Origin of the sequence: Marinobacter sp. G11, assembly GCF_021282325.1 — a bacterium.
Lineage (GTDB): Bacteria > Pseudomonadota > Gammaproteobacteria > Pseudomonadales > Oleiphilaceae > Marinobacter > Marinobacter vinifirmus.
In genome coordinates this window covers 1-20,161 of the sequence record NZ_JAJSPB010000007.1, presented here as the reverse complement: position 1 = coordinate 20,161, position 20,161 = coordinate 1, and the positions used below count along the sequence as shown (strand labels likewise).

Annotated in this window: 19 protein-coding genes; 8 read left to right on the top strand and 11 right to left on the bottom strand. The window is 59.9% G+C overall.

All coding sequences use genetic code 11. The features are described 5' to 3' along the window. Window positions 1-47: 47 nt before the first annotated feature. From cmoB to LWH94_RS06330, 4 genes are read right to left on the bottom strand one after another with little or no spacing between them, the layout of a single operon-like run. Complete coding sequence (cmoB, locus tag LWH94_RS06345; protein WP_232901590.1) at window positions 48-1,040, bottom strand: tRNA 5-methoxyuridine(34)/uridine 5-oxyacetic acid(34) synthase CmoB; 993 nt, start codon at window positions 1,038-1,040, stop codon at window positions 48-50. 21 nt (window positions 1,041-1,061) lie between these two features. Then, window positions 1,062-1,820, bottom strand: coding sequence for a carboxy-S-adenosyl-L-methionine synthase CmoA (gene cmoA / locus LWH94_RS06340; RefSeq protein WP_022990700.1), 759 nt, complete (start codon window positions 1,818-1,820; stop codon window positions 1,062-1,064). Then, complete coding sequence (locus tag LWH94_RS06335) at window positions 1,813-2,181, bottom strand: kinase (protein WP_232901589.1); 369 nt, start codon at window positions 2,179-2,181, stop codon at window positions 1,813-1,815. Before LWH94_RS06335 ends, cmoA begins: the two co-directional genes overlap by 8 nt. A gap of 20 nt (window positions 2,182-2,201) precedes the next feature. Continuing rightward, window positions 2,202-3,221 (bottom strand): serine/threonine protein kinase, encoded by a 1,020-nt coding sequence (locus LWH94_RS06330; protein WP_232901588.1) that lies wholly within the window; start codon window positions 3,219-3,221, stop codon window positions 2,202-2,204. 118 nt (window positions 3,222-3,339) lie between these two features. Here LWH94_RS06330 and LWH94_RS06325 point away from each other — a divergent pair, with 118 nt between their 5' ends. Further along, entirely contained in the window at window positions 3,340-4,455 is a 1,116-nt protein-coding gene (locus LWH94_RS06325) for an NAD(P)/FAD-dependent oxidoreductase (protein WP_232901587.1), read from the top strand. Here the strand turns inward: LWH94_RS06325 and LWH94_RS06320 are convergent. Beyond that, the gene (locus LWH94_RS06320) at window positions 4,452-4,964 is read right to left on the bottom strand and encodes a ComF family protein (protein WP_232901586.1); all 513 of its coding nucleotides are present in this window, start codon (window positions 4,962-4,964) and stop codon (window positions 4,452-4,454) included. The two genes, LWH94_RS06325 and LWH94_RS06320, sit on opposite strands and share 4 nt — an antisense overlap. 267 nt (window positions 4,965-5,231) lie before the next feature. Between LWH94_RS06320 and bioB the strand changes: the two genes are divergently transcribed. The 6 genes from bioB (at window position 5,232) to LWH94_RS06290 (ending at window position 13,537) form a co-directional block, all read left to right on the top strand. Beyond that, window positions 5,232-6,299, top strand: coding sequence for a biotin synthase BioB (gene bioB, locus LWH94_RS06315; RefSeq protein ID WP_232901585.1), 1,068 nt, complete (start codon window positions 5,232-5,234; stop codon window positions 6,297-6,299). Window positions 6,300-6,634: 335 nt separating this feature from the next. Then, entirely contained in the window at window positions 6,635-7,822 is a 1,188-nt protein-coding gene (gene bioF / locus LWH94_RS06310) for an 8-amino-7-oxononanoate synthase (protein ID WP_232901584.1), read from the top strand. Continuing rightward, the gene (gene bioC, locus LWH94_RS06305) at window positions 7,819-8,643 is read left to right on the top strand and encodes a malonyl-ACP O-methyltransferase BioC (protein ID WP_232901583.1); all 825 of its coding nucleotides are present in this window, start codon (window positions 7,819-7,821) and stop codon (window positions 8,641-8,643) included. Before bioF ends, bioC begins: the two co-directional genes overlap by 4 nt. Before the next feature lie 193 nt (window positions 8,644-8,836). Further along, on the top strand, window positions 8,837-9,541 hold the full coding sequence (bioD, locus tag LWH94_RS06300; protein WP_232901582.1) for a dethiobiotin synthase: 705 nt from the start codon (window positions 8,837-8,839) through the stop codon (window positions 9,539-9,541). A gap of 182 nt (window positions 9,542-9,723) precedes the next feature. After that, window positions 9,724-11,523 (top strand): acyl-CoA dehydrogenase C-terminal domain-containing protein, encoded by a 1,800-nt coding sequence (locus tag LWH94_RS06295; RefSeq protein WP_022989720.1) that lies wholly within the window; start codon window positions 9,724-9,726, stop codon window positions 11,521-11,523. Between the two features lie 223 nt (window positions 11,524-11,746). Then, window positions 11,747-13,537 (top strand): acyl-CoA dehydrogenase C-terminal domain-containing protein, encoded by a 1,791-nt coding sequence (locus LWH94_RS06290; protein WP_232901581.1) that lies wholly within the window; start codon window positions 11,747-11,749, stop codon window positions 13,535-13,537. 217 nt (window positions 13,538-13,754) lie between these two features. On the opposite strand, the gene LWH94_RS06285 is transcribed toward LWH94_RS06290, so the two are convergent. The 5 genes from LWH94_RS06285 to leuS form a co-directional block, all read right to left on the bottom strand. Then, window positions 13,755-14,390 carry an endonuclease gene (locus LWH94_RS06285; RefSeq protein ID WP_232901580.1) on the bottom strand — a complete coding sequence of 212 codons (636 nt, stop codon included), beginning with the start codon at window positions 14,388-14,390 and terminating at the stop codon, window positions 13,755-13,757. Window positions 14,391-14,578: 188 nt separating this feature from the next. Beyond that, entirely contained in the window at window positions 14,579-14,842 is a 264-nt protein-coding gene (locus tag LWH94_RS06280) for a hypothetical protein (protein ID WP_022989716.1), read from the bottom strand. Window positions 14,843-14,946: 104 nt separating this feature from the next. Continuing rightward, the gene (holA, locus tag LWH94_RS06275; protein ID WP_058341328.1) at window positions 14,947-15,960 is read right to left on the bottom strand and encodes a DNA polymerase III subunit delta; all 1,014 of its coding nucleotides are present in this window, start codon (window positions 15,958-15,960) and stop codon (window positions 14,947-14,949) included. Next, window positions 15,957-16,538 carry an LPS-assembly lipoprotein LptE gene (locus LWH94_RS06270; protein ID WP_232901579.1) on the bottom strand — a complete coding sequence of 194 codons (582 nt, stop codon included), beginning with the start codon at window positions 16,536-16,538 and terminating at the stop codon, window positions 15,957-15,959. Before LWH94_RS06270 ends, holA begins: the two co-directional genes overlap by 4 nt. A gap of 1 nt (window position 16,539) precedes the next feature. Further along, entirely contained in the window at window positions 16,540-19,125 is a 2,586-nt protein-coding gene (gene leuS / locus LWH94_RS06265; protein WP_232901671.1) for a leucine--tRNA ligase, read from the bottom strand. Window positions 19,126-19,308: 183 nt separating this feature from the next. Here leuS and LWH94_RS06260 point away from each other — a divergent pair, with 183 nt between their 5' ends. Further along, window positions 19,309-19,857: a zinc ribbon-containing protein gene (locus LWH94_RS06260; RefSeq protein WP_022989712.1), complete on the top strand. Its 549-nt coding sequence runs from the start codon at window positions 19,309-19,311 to the stop codon at window positions 19,855-19,857. Between the two features lie 122 nt (window positions 19,858-19,979). Here the strand turns inward: LWH94_RS06260 and LWH94_RS06255 are convergent. After that, window positions 19,980-20,161, bottom strand: a 182-nt coding sequence (locus LWH94_RS06255; RefSeq protein WP_232901578.1) for a hypothetical protein, incomplete at its 5' end; no start/stop codon positions are given.

Below are 20,161 nucleotides of genomic sequence, written 5' to 3'. Positions count from 1 at the left end.
GAGCTTCAGGCGGTTTTTTTCGTTTCTTTTCGTTTCAGGGGCAGGCTTCAGAGCTTTTCAGCGATAATGGTTGCCCGCTTGGGCCCCGGGTAGCCTTCGATGGTTTTCGAGGGGTTGGCGGGGTCCAGGAAGTCTTTCAGGGAGTTGAAACGCATCCAGTCGGTACTGCGCTGTTCTTCGGTGGTGGTAACGCTGACATCCACCACCCGGGCATTGCGGAAACCGGTGCGGTCGAGCCAGCGTAGCAAAGTGGCGCAGCTGGGCAGGAACCAGACATTGCGCATCTGCCCGTAGCGGTCCTCCGGCATCAGGCTGTAGCCTTCCGGGCCGTCCACCACCAGGGTTTCCAGTACCAGCTCACCGCCCCGGCGCAGGGTGCCTTTCAGCTCCAGCAGGTGGTCCAGCGGTGACCGGCGGTGGTACAGCACCCCCATAGAGAAGGTGGTGTCGAAGTGCTCCAGGTTTTCCGGCAGGTCTTCCATACGCACCGGCAGCAGGTCCACCGGTGCCTCGCCCAGATAGCCTTTCACGGCGAGGAACTGGAACATAAACAGCAAACCCGGATCAATGCCAACTACCCGGTTGGCCCCGGCACCGGCCATGCGCCAGCAATGATAGCCGGAGCCGCAGCCCACATCCAGTATGGTACGGCCATTCAGGTCGGCCAGGTGCGGCGCTACCCGGTCCCATTTCCAGTCAGAGCGCCACTCGGTATCAATGTGGGTGCCGAAGAATTCAAACGGGCCTTTGCGCCAGGGCATCAGACCCCGAAGGCCCTGCTCAAGGCTTTCGGCCTGTGCCGGAGAAAGGGGCTCGGGCACTGACACCGTTACCGCAGAGGTGTCGAGGTTAACAGAGGCGCCAGGCACCGCCGGAAGCGCCTCAAGGGCGGCCTGCCAGCGGGCCATGTCGCCGTGCGGGTTGTCTTCGAACCGGCTGACCAGCTGGCCGGTGAGCACGCTGGCCCAGGCCTGCTTGTTCTCGCCGTTGAGATAGTCCAGGAACGGAGTGAAATGGGTGCGCCAGTCGAAAGCTGCCATGGGTCTTGGAGGGCCTCGGAATCAGGGGTTCTTGATGGCCAGCATGGACACAAAGTTGAAGCATTGGTACCACACCAGTACCTGGTCAAAGCCGGCGTTCATGAGCCGTTCGCGGTGAGCGGCCAGGGTTTCCGCGATCAGCACCTTTTCAATGGCGGCACGTTTCTGGCTGATTTCCAGGTCAGAATAGCCGTTGGCCCGCTTGAATTCGTGGTGCAGGCGGGTCTGGGTATCCTGCTCGGCGTCTGACTCAAAGCGGATTTTTTCCGACAGGATCAGCACGCCACCCGGGAGTGTCGCATCGGCAATGCGGGTTAACAGGTCCAGCCGCTGTTCGGGGGGCACAAACTGCAAGGTGAAGTTCAGGGTTGTGACCGACGCCCGGCTTAATTCTGTCGCCAGAATGTCTTCGCACCGGAGGCTGACCGGCAGCTCGTGGTCATCCAGGGCAATGTAGTGTTCACAGCGTTCGATCATGGCGCTGGAATTATCCACGCCCACCAGTGTGCAGTCGCTGTAGGGGATGCCGTGGCGCATGGCCAAGGTAGACGCACCCAGAGAGCAGCCCAGGTCGTAGCAGTGGGACCCTGGTTGCACATACTGCTCGGTGATCACTTCGATCATCGGAATAATGGTGGTGTAACCGGGCACAGACCGGCGGATCATGTCCGGAAATACGCGGGCTACCGAGGCATCAAAGCGGAAATCTTCCGGGTTGCGTTCGGTGGCAAACAGGCGGTCGGTCAGTTGCTCCGGCTTGGCTGGCTTGCGGTCACTCATGGCCGGATTCTCCGGCAGGCTCTGAGGCCAGGTCCTTGTCGGTGGGTGACGGCCGCTGGCAGCGAACGCCGCGGTTCTTGTAGTCCACCAGGATACCCCGGAATGACGGGTCCACATCGGCCGCAATGGCCAGGTAACCGTTTTCACACACCGCGTGCAACTCGGACGATTTCCGGGACATGCGGAATTCTTCGCCCGGCTTGATGTGGATAGCCTGGAAGTCACCCACCGGCACGTGGTCCTTGTTGTCCGAATGGCTGATACGGCCGCTGGCTTCCAGTGCCAGCACGGTGCCCACCACAGTCACCAGCGCGGTGACAATCAGGCTGCGCACGGAATAACGGTTTTCGTTGTCGCTCATTGCTTACCTCTTTACGAAATTCAGTATTGCCCGGGCAGGGAAATAGCAGGCTCCTGCAGGGCCGACAGTTGCTCACGCAATGCCAGGACCTGGTCGGACCAGAAACGGGGCTGGGCAAACCAGGGGAAGAACCGGGGGAAGGCAGGGTCTTCCCAGCGCCGGGCCAGCCAGGCGCAGTGGGCGATCTGCCGATAGCAGCGCAAGGGTTCGATCAGGTGCCGTTCCCGGCGGTTGAAGTCCCGGAACATTTCATAGCCTTCCAGCAGCTCGCCTAGCTGGCTGCCCCTTTCAGTGGCCTCGCCGTTCAGCAGCAGCCACATATCCTGTACCGCGGGGCCAGTGCGGCAGTCATCCAGGTCGACAAACAGCATGGTTTCGTCACGACACAGGATGTTGCCGGCGTGGCAGTCTCCGTGAATGCGCAGGGTGTCGACAACACCGGCCTCTTCGATGCGCTGCTGGCAGCCCCTGACCAGGTCCGGAATCAGGCTGTCCCATGCCGGCCGGAGATCGTCCGATACCCAGCCACCATCAATCAGCAGGGCATTATGATCCTGAATGCCTTGCACCAGATCAAACCCGGGGCGGTGCTGAAAGCTTTTGGTGGCGCCCAGGTTGTGGATCTGGCCCAGCCACTGGCCGAGACGATACAGGGTGTCGGTAATGCTGGTGTCCGGCGCCTGTCCGCCCCGCTGGGGGAACACCGCGAACCGGAAGTCGCCATGCCGGCCGAGGGATTCGCCATTCTCCATGATCATGGGGGCGATGACCGGAATGTCTGCGGCCTGCAGCTCCAGGGAAAACTCGTGTTCTTCCATAATGGCTGCGTCTGACCAGCGCCCCGGCCGGTAAAACTTGGTGATCACCGGCGGCCCCTCCTCCAGCCCTACCTGGTACACCCGGTTTTCATAGCTGTTCAGGGCGAACAGCCGGCCACTGACTTCAAAACCGGCGTCTTCCATGGCGTCCAGGATCACTTCGGGTGTGAGACTGTCGTAAGGGTGGGTAGACGCGGCTATGTCTGAAGACTCGGTGTTCATAAGGCCCAACTGGAAGCAGGATTTGGCGCAAAGTATACCTGTTATGGGGGCTCAGGTAATGCAACGGCCCGCTAACTGCGGTAATTTCTGCAGTCCGTGCCGGAAAGCAGGAATGGGTGTGAGCGAAGACAGTTACAAGGTACAAACGGTGGTGATCGGCGCCGGCGTGGTGGGGCTGGCGATTGCCCGTGAGCTCGCCGCCAGCGGGCGGGAAGTCATTGTTCTGGAAGCGGGCCCCCGCTTTGGTGAAGGCATTTCTTCCCGAAACAGCGAGGTTATCCACGCCGGCCTTTATTATCCGCAGGATTCCCTGAAGGCCCGCTTCTGCGTGCGTGGCCGCCAACTGCTGTATGACTACTGCCGGAGCCACAAGGTGGGCTACCGCAAGTGTGGTAAGTGGATCATCGCCAAAGACGCGGCCCAGAGCGAAAAGCTGGCCGGCATTCGTGAACAGGCGGCCCTGAATGGCGTTTCGTTGCAGCTGGCAGACGGTCAGGACATCACCCGGAAAATTCCGGTTATTAATGCCGAAGCCGGGCTTTGGTCACCGGAAACCGGCATTGTCGACAGCCATGGCCTGATGTTGTCCTTGCTGGGGGAGTTGGAAGACGCTGGTGGCCAACTGGTGCTCAACAGCCCGGTGACGGCCGTTTGCTCGGACGGTCCGCTCCATACCCTGACCGTTGGTGGAGCTGCAGGCGTAACCCTGCAGGCCCGGGAAGTGGTCAATGCGGCAGGCCTCGGCGCTCCGGCACTGGCCGGTAGCTGGCAGGGCTTGCCGGATACTGCCTGCCCCCGACAATGGCTGGCCCGGGGCGTCTATTTCAGTTATAGCGGCAATCATCCTTTCGATAGCCTGATCTATCCGTTGCCAGAACCAGGTGGCCTGGGCGTGCACCTGACCCTCGACCTGGCGGGCCAGGCTCGCTTTGGCCCGGATGTGGAGTGGATTGATGCCGAAGATTACACCGTGAACCCGGAACGGGTGCATCGGTTTGTGGAAGGTATCCGGGCCTGGTGGCCGGGCGTGGACGCCGGTCGCCTGCAACCCGCCTACGCGGGAATCCGCCCCAAGCTTGCGGGCCCCGAGGGCGGCTTCTTCGATTTCCGCATCGATGGCCCGCAGCAACATGGCCTGGCCGGGCTGGTTAACCTGTTCGGCATAGAGTCCCCGGGGCTCACATCCAGCCTGGCCATCGCCGGGTATGTGAAATCGTTGCTTGCGGATACCTAACCCGGAGTTCGTGCCAGCGCCCAGACCTGAATGTCCCGGGCACCCGCTTCGCGGAGCGCATCAGCCAGCAACTTCACCGTTGCCCCGGTGGTCACCACGTCATCCACTATGGCGACCCGCGCCGGCACCGGGCCGCACACCTCGAATACTCCCGCCAGGTTGACCAGCCGTTCGGCCCGGTTCAGTTTCCGCTGGGCCGTCACCCGCCGCCGACGCCGAACCACATCGCCTGCCACCGGAATGTCCAGCTGTGAACCCACGAATTCGGCAATATCCCGGGCCTGGTTGAAGCCTCGCTGCCACCTGCGTGACCAGTGCATGGGGGCGGGAATAAGTGCATCGGGCCGCTGGTTGGGAGCCAGTTGTTGTTCGAGAAACTCACCGAAGCCGGCCAGAAGTGGCCGTACAAACTTGCGGTGGCCGTTGTACTTGTAGCGGCCGATCATGCCGTCTACCGGGAACTGGTAGCGCCAGGGAATCAGTGCTCGGGAAAAGGGTGGTTTTGCCACCTGGCATTCCCCGCACTGGAGCCCGGGGCTGGCAAAGGGCAGCGGCAACGCACAGGTGTGGCAGGCCCAGCGAATGGCTGGAAGGTCGTCCCGACAGCCCTGGCACAACCCGAAGCTGGCATGGGGCGAAAGACAGGTGACACAGCGGCCACCCTGTTTTGTGCTGTTAACCTTTTGGTCAATCAAGGTTGACAGCGATTTCAGTCCGTTTATCATCGCGGTTTATCCGTAAACCAAAAACCTTGCGAAGGTTAACAGGACTTTGCCATGACCGCTACTGCCCTCCGTCACGACTGGACGCTTCAGGAAGCCCGGGATCTTTTCAACCTGCCGTTCAACGATTTGCTGTTCCGTGCCCAGACGGTTCACCGGGAGCATTTCGACCCCAACGAAGTGCAGGTCAGCACCCTGTTGTCGATCAAAACCGGCGCCTGCCCGGAGGACTGCAAGTACTGCCCCCAGAGCGGTCATTACAACACGGGGCTGGAAAAGGAAAAGCTGCTGGAAATCGAAAAGGTGGTCGCAGAAGCCCGCGCAGCCAAAGAGAAGGGCGCGTCCCGGTTCTGCATGGGTGCCGCCTGGCGTAGCCCGTCCAGGAAAGACATGCCGTATGTGCTGGATATGGTAAAGCAGGTGAAATCCCTGGGCATGGAAACCTGCATGACCCTGGGCATGCTGAAAGAGGAGGAGGCCCGGGAGCTGGCTGACGCCGGACTGGATTACTACAACCACAACCTGGACACCTCCGAGAAGTACTACAACCACATCATCACCACCCGAACCTACCAGGATCGGCTGGATACCCTGGATAACGTGCGCAAGGCCGGCATGAAGGTGTGCTGCGGCGGCATTATGGGTATGGGCGAAGACGAAGACGACCGGGTAGGGCTGCTGGTTCAGCTCGCGAACCTGCCCCAGCATCCGGAGAGTGTGCCGGTGAATATGCTGGTGAAAGTGAAGGGCACGCCGCTGGAGAATGTAGACGACCTGGACCCCTTCGAGTTTGTTCGGATTATCGCGGTGGCGCGGATTCTGATGCCGGCGTCCCATGTTCGCTTGTCTGCGGGGCGGGAGCAGATGAATGAGCAGATGCAGGCGCTGTGCTTTATGGCGGGTGCCAACTCCATCTTCTACGGCGAGAAACTTCTGACCACGTCCAACCCTGAGGCGGATGCGGATATGCAGTTGTTCCGTAAGTTGGGTATCCGGCCGGAGCAGCGGGAGCAGTGTGCTACGGAGGAGCAGGAGGTGGAGGCGCTGGCCGACGCCGTCGAGTATGAGGCGACGCGGCATCTGTTCTATGACGCGAGTCGGGAGTCTGCCGGGGTTTCCTGATGCGGGCTTTGGTGCAGGGCCGCAGGGCGGGGTCCCCTTCCCGGGACTCGCTCAAGACGTCCCTGTGCGCTCAGGTCGGGCCATCCATGGCCCTCTATGGTCCCGGAAAGGGGACCCCGCCCCGCGGCCAGTAAACCTGGGCGATTGTGACCCTGCAGGCTACGCCCCAAGTGAGCGGCGAACCGGGTAGGGCTTTCCGGGACTATCTTTCGCCAGGGATGGCGAAAGCTAAGCGCACAGGGATGTCTTGAGCGTGTCCCGGAAAGCCCTACCCGGTTTGGCGCGACAGGCGTTGTATGCAGGCTCGATTTTCTCCGTATTGGGTGATGGAATTTATGCGTGACTTTCGGGCTGAGATTGAGCAGCGAAAACAAGCCGGTTTGTACCGGAGCCGGCGCCTGGTGACGGGGCCGCAGCAGCCGGAGTTGGTCGCTGACGGGAAGCCGCTGCTGTCGTTCTGTAGTAACGATTATTTGGGGCTGGCGAATCACGCAGGAAACATCGCAGCGCTGCGGGATACGTTGCCAGAAACCGGTCTGGGCGGCGCCGCTTCTCACCTGGTTTGCGGCCACCACGATGCCCATCATCAGCTGGAACAGCGGCTGGCGGAGTTCACGCAGCGTAGTTCAGCGTTGTTTTTCTCGACTGGATACATGGCTAACCTGGGTGTGATTTCAGCGTTGGCAGGGCGGGGGGATACGATTTTTTCGGATCGGTTGAACCATGCTTCGATCATCGATGGCTGCGTTCTCAGTCGGGCGAAGGTGCGCCGGTATGCCCATGGTGATGTGCCTGCGCTGGAGGCGATGCTGGCGGAGACGTCGGGCCATAAGCTGGTGGTAACCGATGGCGTGTTCAGTATGGACGGTGATATCGCGCCGTTGAAGGAGCTTGCCAGGGTGTGTAAGGCCCATGACGCGTTGTTGGTGGTGGATGATGCCCACGGTATTGGCGTGCTTGGCCCGCAGGGGCGGGGTAGTGTGCTGGCGGCGGGGTTGTCGGAGGCGGATGTGCCGGTTTTGATTGGAACCCTGGGCAAGGCCGTGGGCACCGGCGGGGCGTTTGTGGCCGGGCCGGAGGTGTTGATGGATTACCTCGTGCAGAAGGCGCGCACTTACATCTACACCACCGCCATGCCGCCGGCACTGGCGAAAGCGACTTGCGCCAGTATCGATCTGATCGAGCGGGATGATGCGCGCCGGTTACATTTACAGGCCTTGATTGCCCGTTTCCGTTCCGGGGCGCAGGAACTGGGTTATCAGTTGATGCCCTCGTACACGCCCATCCAGCCCATTATGGTGGGTGATAACCACGCGGCGCTGGCACTAAGCCGGGCGCTGGAGGAACAGGGCATACTGGTCACTGCCATCCGCCCGCCCACGGTGCCGGAAGGCGAAGCCCGGTTGCGGGTGACCCTGAGCGCCGCGCATTCGGAAGCGCTGGTTGATCGGTTGTTGAAAGCTTTGGCCCAGTGCCGCTCCCTGTTACCGGAGCAGGCCGTTCAGGAGCCGGTGGCGGTATGAGTGCCTATAGCGATCTGACGGCAATAGCCCGTTCCGAAGGCGGAACCGGCAGCAAAGCCTGCATCGCCCGGGGCTTCGGCAGCGCCAGCGGAACCTACGACAGCGCCTCCCGCCTGCAAAAAGCCATGGGCGATACCATGCTCGCCTGCATTCCGGGGAGTCTGAAACCGGCAAACATATTAGACCTTGGCTGCGGCACTGGCTGGTTCACCCGCAAACTGGCAAACCAATACCTGAATGCCGCCGTCATCGGCGCAGACCTCGCCCCCGGCATGCTGCAACAGGCCAAAGCCCGCAGCCCCGAAACCATCGGCTGGCTCAACGCAGACGCCGAACAGCTCCCGCTGGCGGACAACAGCGCCGATCTGATCTTCAGCAACCTGATGATCCAATGGAGCACCCGCCCGGAAACCGTGCTGGCCGAATGCAAGAGAATCCTCAAACCCGGCGGCACCCTCGCCATCTCCACCCTGCTGGATGGCACCCTCGAAGAACTCAAACAAGCCTGGACCAAAGCCGACCCCGGCCAACCCCACGTAAACCGTTTTACCCACCATGCTGACTGGCAGCAATTAACCAGCCGGCAACTCCCCGGTTCCACCCTCGAGACGGCAACCCTCACCTTGCCCTATGATTCCCCCATGGCCCTGAATCGTGAGCTCAAACACCTCGGCGCTGTGTTCAAAGGCGAAGAACGCCGCAGAACCGTTACCGCTCCGGGAAGGTTCAAGGCGATGTGTGCCGCTTATCCGACATTGGAAAACGGTGAGATCATCGCCAGCTACCATGCAGGCTGGTTGTACTGGTCAAAGCCGATCTGACTACGACTTTCAATGACCGGATGAGGACGGCAACCTCGAAAGTTTGCGGTGAGGGTGTGGTGTGTCTTTCCGGGACTATAGAGGGCCAGGGATGGCCCGACCTAAGCGCACAGGGAAGTCTTGAGCGTGTCCCGGAAAGACACACCACACCCTCACCTTGCACCCGAAACCGATACAGTAGGAACTCCAGAAAATGGCAAAGAAAACCTATTTCGTAACAGGCACCGACACCGGCGTAGGCAAAACCATCGTAGCCGCCGCCATCCTTGAGGCCGCCAAGGCCCAGGGCAAACGCACCCTTGCCATGAAACCAATTGCATCGGGCTGCGACCAGACCCCCGACGGGCTGCGCAATGAAGACGCACTGATGCTGCAAGCGGCCATGACCGAACAACTGGCCTACGACGCCATCAACCCCATCGCCATGGAACCCGCCATTGCCCCCCACGTAGCCGCCCAGCAAGCCGGCAAACAACTCAGTGCCCAGCGGTTGGTCGGCTTTTGCCGCGGAATGCAGATTCGCCCGGCCGATCTTATGCTGGTGGAAGGCGCCGGCGGCTGGCGGGTCCCCCTGAGCGACCGCGAAACCTACGCAGCAGTGCCCCGCGAGCTGGAGCTGCCGGTGATCCTGGTGGTCTCTCTCAAACTCGGTTGCATCAACCACGCCATGCTCACGGTGGAGGCCATTCAGAATGACGGCCTGACGGTAGCCGGCTGGGTTGCCAACCACCCGGAGCCGGAAACCATGAGTTGCGAACAGGAAACCCTCGGTTACCTGGTGAACCATATTCCGGCGCCGTGTCTGGGCATATTGCCCCGCCTTGATGACACACCAACCGAGCGCCTGCCGGCCCGGCTGGCGGAGTTTCTGAATATCTCGCCGTTATTTGATGGCTGACAGGTTCTGCAGGCTGGGCCACACAAAATTTGCTCAGGGCTATTGACAATTCCGTGCCTCAAAACGTATGTTTCAAACAAGTGTTTAATTAAGGCCGCGGTGCAGCGCATCGTGGTGTCTGAGCAAACCCAAGGCCGAAGGCTGTTACTGCATTCAGCCGAGACCAAACCGAGGTGGATTCCATGCCTGAATACAAAGCGCCCCTGCGTGACATTAAATTCGTAATGAACGAGCTGCTGAACAGCGAGCAGCACTACGCCAATCTGGAAGGTGCTGAAGACGCGACTCCGGATATGGTTGATGCCATCATCCAGGAAGGCGCCAAGTTCTGTGAGCAGGTATTGTCTCCGCTGAACCAGGTAGGTGACCAGGAAGGCTGTACCTGGAGCGAAGACGGTGTGAAAACCCCGACCGGCTTCAAAGAAGCTTACCAGCAGTACGTTGAAGGTGGCTGGCCGTCCATGACTGCCGACCCCAACTACGGTGGCCAGGGCCTGCCGCACTCCATCGGCCTGGTGGTCAGTGAAATGGTTGGTACCTCCAACTGGTCCTGGGGCATGTACCCGGGCCTGAGCCACGGTGCCACCAACACCATCGAAGCCCACGGCACCGAAGAGCAAAAGCAGACCTACCTGACCAAGCTGATCAGCGGTGAGTGGACCGGTACCATGTGTCTGACCGAGCCGCACTGTGGTTCTGACCTGGGCACCCTGCGCACCAAGGCCGAGCCGAACGCTGACGGCACCTACAGCATTACCGGTACCAAGATCTTTATCTCTGCCGGTGAGCACGACATGGCCGAGAACATCGTCCACATCGTACTGGCCCGTCTGCCGGGCGCACCGGAAGGTACCAAAGGTATCTCCCTGTTTATCGTGCCCAAGCACCTGCCGAACGAAGACGGTTCTGCCGGTGAGCGTAATGCCGTTTCCTGTGGCTCCCTGGAGCACAAGATGGGTATCCACGGTAACGCGACCTGCGTGATGAACTTCGACGGCGCCAAGGGCTGGCTGATCGGGCCTGAGAACAAGGGCCTGAACTGCATGTTCACCTTCATGAACACCGCCCGTATCGGCACTGCCATCCAGGGTCTGGGTGCTGCAGAGCTGGGCTTCCAGGGCTCCCTGGCTTACGCCAAAGAGCGTCTGGCCATGCGCTCCCTGAGTGGTCCGAAGAACCCGGACGGCATTGCTGATCCGATCATCGTGCACCCGGACGTACGCCGCATGCTGCTGACCCAGAAGGTTGTAGCGGAAGGCGCCCGCGCCCTGATCTACCTGGCTGGCCAGCAAGTGGACGTGGTTCACTCCGGCAAGACCGAAGAAGAGCGCAAGCACGCCGATGCACTGCTGGGCTTCCTGACTCCGATCGCCAAGGCGTTCCTGACCGAGATCGGTTACGAGTCTGCCAATCTGGGTATGCAGGTATTCGGTGGCCACGGCTTTATCGCTGAGTGGGGCATGGAGCAGAACGTTCGTGATTCCCGCATCGGTATGATCTACGAGGGTACCACCGGTATCCAGGCACTGGATCTGCTGGGCCGTAAGGTTCTGATGACCCAGGGTGAAGCCCTGAAAGTGTTCACCAAGCAGGTGCACGTATTCTGCAAAGAGAACGCCGACAACGAGCAGCTGAAAGAGTTCATCGAGCCGCTGGCAGCGATCAACAAGGAGTGGGGCGACCTGACCATGAAGGTTGGTATGACCGCCATGAAGAACCGTGAAGAAGTCGGTGCCGCTGCGGTGGACTACCTGATGTACTCCGGTTACGCGGTATTCGCCTACCTGTGGGCCCGCATGGCCAAGGTTGCACTGGACAAGATGGCGGACGGCACCTCCGAGGAGATGTTCTACAACGCCAAGGTTCAGTCTGCGCGCTTCTACTTCAAGCGCCTGCTGCCGCGCACCAAGACCCACGCAGAAACCATGCTGGCCGGTGCAGACAGCCTGCTGGACATGCCGGAAGAAGCCTTCGCTATCTAAGGCGGGGTTGCTATCTGGTTGAAGGCACAGCAAAAGCCCGTTCTCCGCTCGGAGGCGGGCTTTTTTCATGAGTTTGGTGGCACGTTTGAGGTAGAATGGCGGGCCACAGAATAACAACCTTGTTTCGGACACATAGCCGAGCGGGCGAACCAGAAGACCTTTACACAGAAGGCGTTGTTACCCGGTTCCCCAAGTGACTGACTGAATTTCTGGAGAGTTATACATGGCTGATTATCAGGCACCCCTTCGTGACATGCGTTTTGTATTGAACGAAGTGTTCGACGCGCCCGCACTCTGGGCCTCACTGCCAAAGATTGCCGAAAACGTAGACCCGGACACTGCCGACGCGATTCTTGAAGAAGCTGGCAAGATCACCGGCGGCGTACTGGCGCCCCTGAACCGCGAAGCGGACGAGCAGGGTTGTAAGTGGAATGAAGGCGAAGTAACCAGCCCGGAAGGCTTCAAAGAAGCCTACCAGACCATCGTTGAGGGTGGCTGGAACGGCCTGGGCGGCAACCCGGAGTTCGGCGGCATGGGCATGCCGAAAACCCTGGTGGCCCAGTTTGAAGAAATGATGCAGGGCGCCAACATGGCCTTCGGCCTGGCCCCGATGCTCACCGCCGGCGCCTGCCTGGCCCTCGACGCCCACGGCAGCCAGGAGCTGAAAGAGAAGTACCTGCCGAACATGTATTCCGGCGTATGGTCCGGTGCCATGGACCTGACCGAGCCCCACGCCGGTACCGACCTGGGCATTATCCGCACCAAGGCCGAGCCCAATGACGATGGCTCTTTCAACGTGACTGGCACCAAGATCTTCATCACCTGGGGCGAGCACGACATGGCGGAGAACATCATCCACCTGGTGCTGGCCAAACTGCCGGATGCTCCCAAGGGACCGAAAGGCATCTCCCTGTTCCTGGTGCCCAAGTTCATGGTGAATGACGACGGTTCCCTGGGCGAGCGCAACCAGTTCAGCTGCGGTTCCATCGAGAAGAAGATGGGTATCAAAGGCTCAGCCACCTGCGTGATGAACTTCGACGGCGCCAAGGGCTGGCTGGTTGGTGAAGAAAACAAAGGCCTGGCCGCCATGTTCACCATGATGAACTACGAGCGCCTGGGTGTGGGCATCCAGGGCATCGGCGCCGCCGAAGCTTCCCTGCAAAGCGCCCGCGAATACGCTAACGAGCGTATCCAGAGCCGTGCGCCGACTGGTGCCCAGCAGCCGGAAAAAGCAGCTGACCCGATCCTGGTACACCCGGACGTACGCCGCATGCTGCTGACCATGAAGAGCTACGTGGAAGGCGGCCGTGCCTTCTCTACCTACGTGGCCCAGTGGCTGGACATCTCCAAGTACTCCCAGAACGACGAACAGCGCAAACACGCCGAAGGCATGGTTGCCCTGCTGACCCCCGTCGCCAAGGCCTTCCTGACCGACCGCGGCCTGGAAACCACCATCATCGGCCAGCAGGTCTTTGGTGGCCACGGCTTCATCCGCGAGTGGGGCCAGGAACAGCTGGTACGTGACTGCCGCATCACCCAGATCTACGAAGGCACCAACGGCATCCAGGCCATGGACCTGATGGGTCGTAAAGTGGTTGGCAGCCAGGGCCAGCTGTACGAACTGTTCGTACAGGACGTAGCCACCTTCATCGAAGCAAACACCGGCGACGCCGCCCTCAAGCCTTACCTTGAGCCGCTGGCGGCTGCTGTTGAGCGCCTGTCCGACGTTACCGAACACGTCATCAAACAAGCCGGCGACAACCCCAACGCCATCGGCGCCGCTGCAGTCGATTACCTCGACATGTTCGGCTACACCGCCCTGGCGTACATGTGGGCCAAAACCGTCAAAGCCGCCGCTCCGAAGGCAGAGGCTGACACCTCCGGCTTCTACACCGGCAAGCTGAAAACAGCCCGCTTCTACTTCGACCGCCTGCTGCCAAAGACCGTGTCCCTGGCCGAAGGCATTCGCAGTGGCAGCGGTGCCATGATGGCTCTGGCGGCTAACGAAATCTGATACAGGTTTCGTTCTTCCAGCAAGCAAAAAAGCAGGCCTAGGCGGCCTGCTTTTTTGTTGATAGCGAACTGAAATATATGGGCGCCGGTCAGGGGGTAGCTATCCAAAACCTTGCGGAGCCAGGGATGGCGGAGCAGAGCGTACACGGACGTATCCACAGCGTGTTTTGGAAAGCTACCCCCTGACTGGTGCATACTCCCAAAGTGAGATCAAAGTCTCAGAGCCGACTAATCAGCCCGGGATTAACCACAAAGGGATTCTCATTACCCTGAATCTCGGCAATCCGGCTATGCCGCGCCAACTCGCCATCATCCGGCGGATCCAGCTCGTTCCAGCCCTGAAACAGCGTAGTAGCCCCCAGCCACGGCAAACCGTACGTATCAACCATGTACGCCATGGTCCGGGCCACATCACCCTTGGCATGCTCGGGTGGCTCGAAAAACTGGGTGCTTTCACGAATACCGCAGTCATCCGGTTGGGCGCTGGCGCCAATGTTTTCATAGCGGGCATTGCGGCGACGCATCTCTATCCGGCTGGTTACCGGCACCATATTGTGCAAATCCGAGGCAATCTGCCGGTAGCGGTTGTCCCGCTTGCACTGCGATGTAGTACCGCAATCCAGGGCGGAACGCACATCGGCCAGCGGGTAGATATAACCGTCGGTCAGCACAAAGCCCTTGCTGGTAAACGGCTTTTCGCAGAAGAAGGATGAACCGCCTTCCGCATACAGGTTGCCCCAGAACTCATTCTTGATAACGGTTTCGGGATCACTGAAACGGATGTTCTGGCCAGTGACCAGACCGGCAGAGAGAGACAGGGCGAGAGTGGCAGAGAGCGCAGTAACTTTTTTCATATGACAGGTATACCTCACAGTATGTGCCATATTCCTTGGCCAGCCAGACGGCAAGTTGGTGGCAAAATGAACAACACGACAAAATTATGACGCAAGATTCATTTGTTACTGTGAAGTATGGCACAGAGACGATGAGAAGTGTGTCTCTGTGCCTGTCTTGATGTGTCTGTTTGTTAACGGGTTAACGTTTACTTCAGCTTGTTGCGGATGTTCTGGTAGCCGGATTTTAGCTCTTCACCCATCTTGCGGGCGGTTTCCCGGGCTTCCTGGCTGGCGTCTTCTGCGTCATGGAAAATCTGGTCGAGCTTCGAACGGAACTTGTCCCAGTTCTGCTCCAGGTCGTCCCATTCGTCCTTCACATCTTCCTTGGCCAGGTGCATCTGCACCTTGGCTTCGTCGCGGTATTGTCTGACTTTCTCGGACAGCTTGTTGAATTCGTCTTGCAGGCTCATGGCAGGTTCTCCTTCCCTGATTGAGTGGAGAATGTACAATGCGCCCGATTGCAAAATGGTGTCAAGTGCCGCCGGGGCCGGTACTCTCCCGGGTTTGACCCAGGTCAGCCGTTACGGGTTGCGGCCAGCAGAATTGAGAGGTCACGCAGGTAATGCCATGGCGTCAGGTCATCAAAGCCCTTGGCGGCTCGGTCAGTCAGGCTGCACAGGGCCAGGGCCTGGTTCAGGCGGGGCAGGGTAAGGCGGCGGGCTGCCTGCTGGATGGCAGACGCTCGCCGGGGCTGGAAAACGCCCCGTTTCTTCAGGAAGCCCGAGGGGTTATCGCCCGGGGGCAGGGCGGTCTTCAGCTCGATAATCATGTTCAGGTCGCGCACCAGCACGCTCAGCAGGCCCAGGGGATTTTCGCCTTCCTGCTGCAGCACGCCGATGATGCGGCTGGCGTGGCCGGCCTTGCCGGTGAGCAGTTCGGTGACCAGTTCAAAGCCGTTGAAGCGGGCGCTGTCCTGAACCGCCTGCTCTACGGTTTCCTCGTCAATGGTTTTGCCGTTGGTCAGCAGTGTCAGGCGATCCAGCTCCTGGCTCGCAGCCAGAAGGTTGCCTTCCAGCCGTTCAGCCAGCATTCCCAGTGCACCGCGGGTCAGGCTCAGCCCCTGATTGCTTGCCCGTTGCTGCAGCCAGTTGGCGAATTTGTCCGCCTCAACCGGCCACACCGGCACATGTACGCCGGTTTTCTGAAGGTCCTTGTACCATTTACGCTTGGTTTCCGCGGCATCTAGCCTGGCGCTGATCAGCAACAGGATGACGTCCTCAGGCGGGGCCTGCAGGATTTGCTCGAGTACCTTGCGGCCATCGCCGAGTTTGCCGGTGGGCAGGTGAATCTCGATCCGGCGTTTTTCCGCAAACAGCGACATCGCGTTGCATTCGTCTGCTACGGAGTTCCAGTCGAGCTGGTGATCTGCGTGGTAGGTGAGGCGGTCCTGGTACCCGGCTTCCCGGGCGGCCTTTCGAACCTGGTCACAACATTCCTGAACCAGCAGGGGTTCATCACCGGAGATCAGGTAAACCGGTGCCAGGCCTTTTTTCAGTAACTGAGGGAGCTGGCCAGGCTGGGTTTTCATCGCGTCTCAGCCTGTTCCTGGCTGGCCCGGTAATCGTCGATGATGGCGTCTATCCGTTCCCGGGTCATGGGGGCCAGGCGGAAGATAACCTGCTGGGCTAGTCGGTGGCCCAGCTGTTGCCGAAGCTCCTCTTCCTCGCGCTGCTTGGCGAGTACGTTGGTTTCGTCGTAGCGGTAGGTTTCGCTGGCATTCAGGTTGGTGCTCGCAATCAACGGGATCCGGTCAGCCGTGAGCAGTTCAATGGCTACCGTGTGGCGCAGAACGTACTCTGCGGCAGCGGCCTGGGCGGTAATGGCCGAGGCCCGGCGATCCTGCCGGTAATCTCGCAGGCGCAGGATGTAATCGGCCTGGGCGGCGCTGTCGGTAACCTGTACACCGCCCAGGGTCAGCTGATCCCGGACCGATTGACAGAAACGGCCGGGCAGGTTGTCCGGGCAGTCTACCGCCAGGGGTTGCAGCGCGGCCGGTACCGGCGATGTGCCCCGTAACTGAAAGCCGCAGCCGCTGGCCAGCACCAGGGTAACCAGGGCCAGGGCGGCGAGTTTCAACGCTTTCAGGAACGGGGCGGTGGTGGTCATATCAGTTGGCCACCACGTTGACCAGTTTGCCGGGCACTACAATCACCTTGCGAACGGTATTGCCTTCAACAAAACGCTGAACGTTTTCGTTCTCCAGGGCCAGCTTTTCCAGGTCCGGCTTGCTGATATCGGCCGGGACTGTGGCCTTGGCCCGTACCTTGCCGTTGACCTGCAGGACCACTTCGATCTCACTGCGGACCATGGCGCTTTCATCGGCAACCGGCCAGCTGGCGTCAACCACCGGCTCACTGTGGCCCAGCACCTGCCAGAGTTTATGACAGATATGAGGCACGATCGGAGCCAGCACCCGTACCGCGGTGTCCAGGGCTTCCTGGCGCACGGCGCGGCTCTGGGGTTCGTCATCACCCAGGCGGCCCACTTCATTCAGCAGTTCCATTACGGCTGCAATGGCGGTGTTGAAGGTCAGGCGGCGACTGATGTCGTCACTGACCTTGGCAATGGTCTCGTGGGTCTTGCGGCGCAGGTCTTTCTGGCTGCTGTTCAGAGCGCTGGCATCCAGCGCAGCAACATCGCCGCCGGCGGCATGCTCGGTCACCATGCGCCACAGGCGCTTGAGGAAGCGGTGCGCGCCTTCCACGCCACTGTCAGACCACTCCAGGGACTGCTCTGGCGGTGCGGCAAACATCATGAACAGGCGTACAGTGTCGGCACCAAACTCATCGATGATCGACTGGGGATCGATGCCGTTGTTCTTCGACTTCGACATCTTGGTAACGCCGCCGATTTCCACCGGCTGGCCATCGGCTTTCAGGATGGCGCGTACCACCTGGCCCTTGCCGTCGCGTTCTACGGTGACGTCCGCCGGGTTGAACCAGGTCTTGCCGCCGTTGTCTTCGTTACGGTAGTAAGTCTCGGCCAGCACCATGCCCTGGGTAAGCAGGCGGTTGAACGGCTCGGAACTGTTTACCAGGCCTACGTCCCGCAGCAGCTTGTGGAAGAAGCGGGCGTACAACAGGTGCAGGATGGCGTGCTCGATACCGCCGATGTACTGGTCTACCGGCAGCCAGTAGTTGGCGGCGGCCGGGTCCAGCATGCCCTTGTCGTAGTTGGGGCTGCAGAAACGGGCGTAGTACCAGGACGACTCCATGAAGGTGTCGAAGGTATCGGTTTCCAGGGTGGCGGCCTGACCGTTGAACTCGGTTTTGCACCACTCCGGGTCGGCCTTGATAGGAGACTGCACGCCGTCCATCTCGACATCTTCCGGCAGGCGAACCGGCAGCTGGTCGTCCGGAACCGGCATTTCGGTGCCGTCTTCCAGGGTCATCATCGGGATGGGCGCGCCCCAGTAACGCTGGCGGGAAACGCCCCAGTCGCGCAGGCGGTAGTTAACGGTGCGCTTGCCAATGCCGTTGGCTTCCAGGTAGCTGGCGATTTCCTCGAAGGCTTCATCGCTGGTCAGGCCGCTGTATTTGCCGGAGCTAACCAGTACACCTTTTTCGGTGTAGGCCTTTTCCTGGACATCGATATCTTCGTGGTTGCTTGGCGCAATCACCTGCTTGATGGCCAGTTTGTATTTGCGGGCAAACTCGTGGTCACGGTCATCGTGGCCCGGTACGGCCATCAGGGCGCCGGTGCCGTAGTCCATCAGCACAAAGTTGGCGACCCAAACCGGAATCTCTTCCTGGGTCAGCGGGTGGATGGCTTTGAAACCGGTATCAATACCTTTCTTTTCCATGGTGGCCATTTCGGCCTCAGCTACCTTGCTGTTACGGCACTGGTCGACAAACTCGGCCACGTCGCGGTGGCGCTCTGCTGCTGCCTTGGCCAGCGGGTGTTCGGCAGCGACCGCCATGTAGCTCACGCCCATCAGGGTGTCCGGGCGGGTGGTGTAAACGGTCAGGCCGTCTTCACGGTCTTTCAGCGGGAAGGTCAGCTCGGTACCGGTGGACTTGCCAATCCAGTTGCGCTGCATGGTCTTGACCTGTTCCGGCCAGCCTTCCAGGTCGTCCATGTCGTTCAGCAGTTCTTCCGCGTAATCGGTGATGCGGATGAACCACTGGGGAATCTTTTTCTGCTCTACCAGGGCGCCGGAGCGCCAGCCGCGGCCATCAACCACCTGTTCGTTGGCCAGGACGGTCTGGTCAACCGGGTCCCAGTTGACGGTGGACATCTTCTTGTACACCAGGCCTTTTTCATACAGGCGGGCGAAGAACCACTGTTCCCAGCGGTAATATTCCGGGTCACAGGTGGCCAGTTCGCGGCTCCAGTCGTAACCGAAACCCAGCTGCTTGAGCTGGTTTTTCATGTAATCGATGTTGGAGCGGGTCCACTTTGCCGGCGCGGACTTGTTGGCAATGGCGGCGTTTTCCGCAGGCAGGCCGAAGGCGTCCCAGCCCATGGGCTGCATCACGTTCTTGCCCTGCATGCGCTGATAACGGGAAATCACGTCGCCGATGGTGTAGTTGCGAACGTGGCCCATGTGCAGCTTGCCGCTGGGGTAGGGGAACATGGACAGGCAGTAGTACTTGGGCTTGCCCGGCTCTTCCTTCACCTTGAAGGTTTCGTTGGTTTCCCAGAAGTTGCGGGCGGTCTGTTCTACGTCACGTGGGTTGTATTGCTCGTCCATTCCTGCCATTACCAAAAGTACCCTGTGAGAAAAGGATGTTCGAAAAGGCCGAACATTCTAACGCACCGAAGGCTTAACAGGTAGTCTGCCAAATTCTGCGGGATGTGCCAGACTGTCAGTAATGGCGAAGGCCGCAGGCCAGTGCCCCGAAGTCAGGTTGGAAGTCAGGTTGAAGGAGCCGTTATGACAGAACCGGAACGCAGTCACCTTTCAGGTAAAGCCCTCGAGGCCTATGACCGGATGCTGGAGCGGGTGCAGACCCGCCTGCACGATCTGCAGGAGACGTCCTTGCAGACTCTGGAAGAAGAAGTGCAGAAGGCGGTCGAGTTTGAATACGAACTGGAGGAGATGACCCGGGAGGAAGCCGACCTGCTGGGCGCCTACCTGCAGCGGGATCTCCAGCATTTGATGCACTTTGTGGAGGAAACCGGGGAAGGCCTGAAAGAGTGGCTGCAGCTGGACATCTCCCTGCTGGAGCAGACCCTGGCCGACCGCCTGCTGTCGGTGGCCGACCAGACCCTGGTGGACACCCTGGAGCTGTCCCAGAAGCTGGAGAACGAAGATGTCAGCCACTACATCTCCGGCGAAGTGGCCACCGCCGGCATGTTCCGCTGCCTGAACTGCAGCCATATGCTGTGCCTGACCAAAACCAGTCACCTTCACCCTTGTGAGGCCTGTGGCTCACACTACTTTGAGCGCGTAACCAGCCGGTGGCCGCCAAAAAAAGAGTAATTTTTGCCACGGAATCCACGGAAGGACACGGAAAAATAAAAGACTTAAAGACTTTTTTGCCACGAAATCCACGAAAAAACACGAACAAAGATTACTGACTAGAACCTGAAACGTCTTTGTCTTTATTTCGTGTTCTTTAGTGGATTTCGTGGCAAATCATTTTTCTTTTTTCCGTGTCCTTCCGAGATGGGATGGTCTCCTCCCCACTCCAAATCGGCGTCGCAATGCGCCAGGATAGAGGTTGCAGACACTATCCAAGAGTTAAGGAGGAGACCATGCATCAGAATACCGTGATCGGCATCGA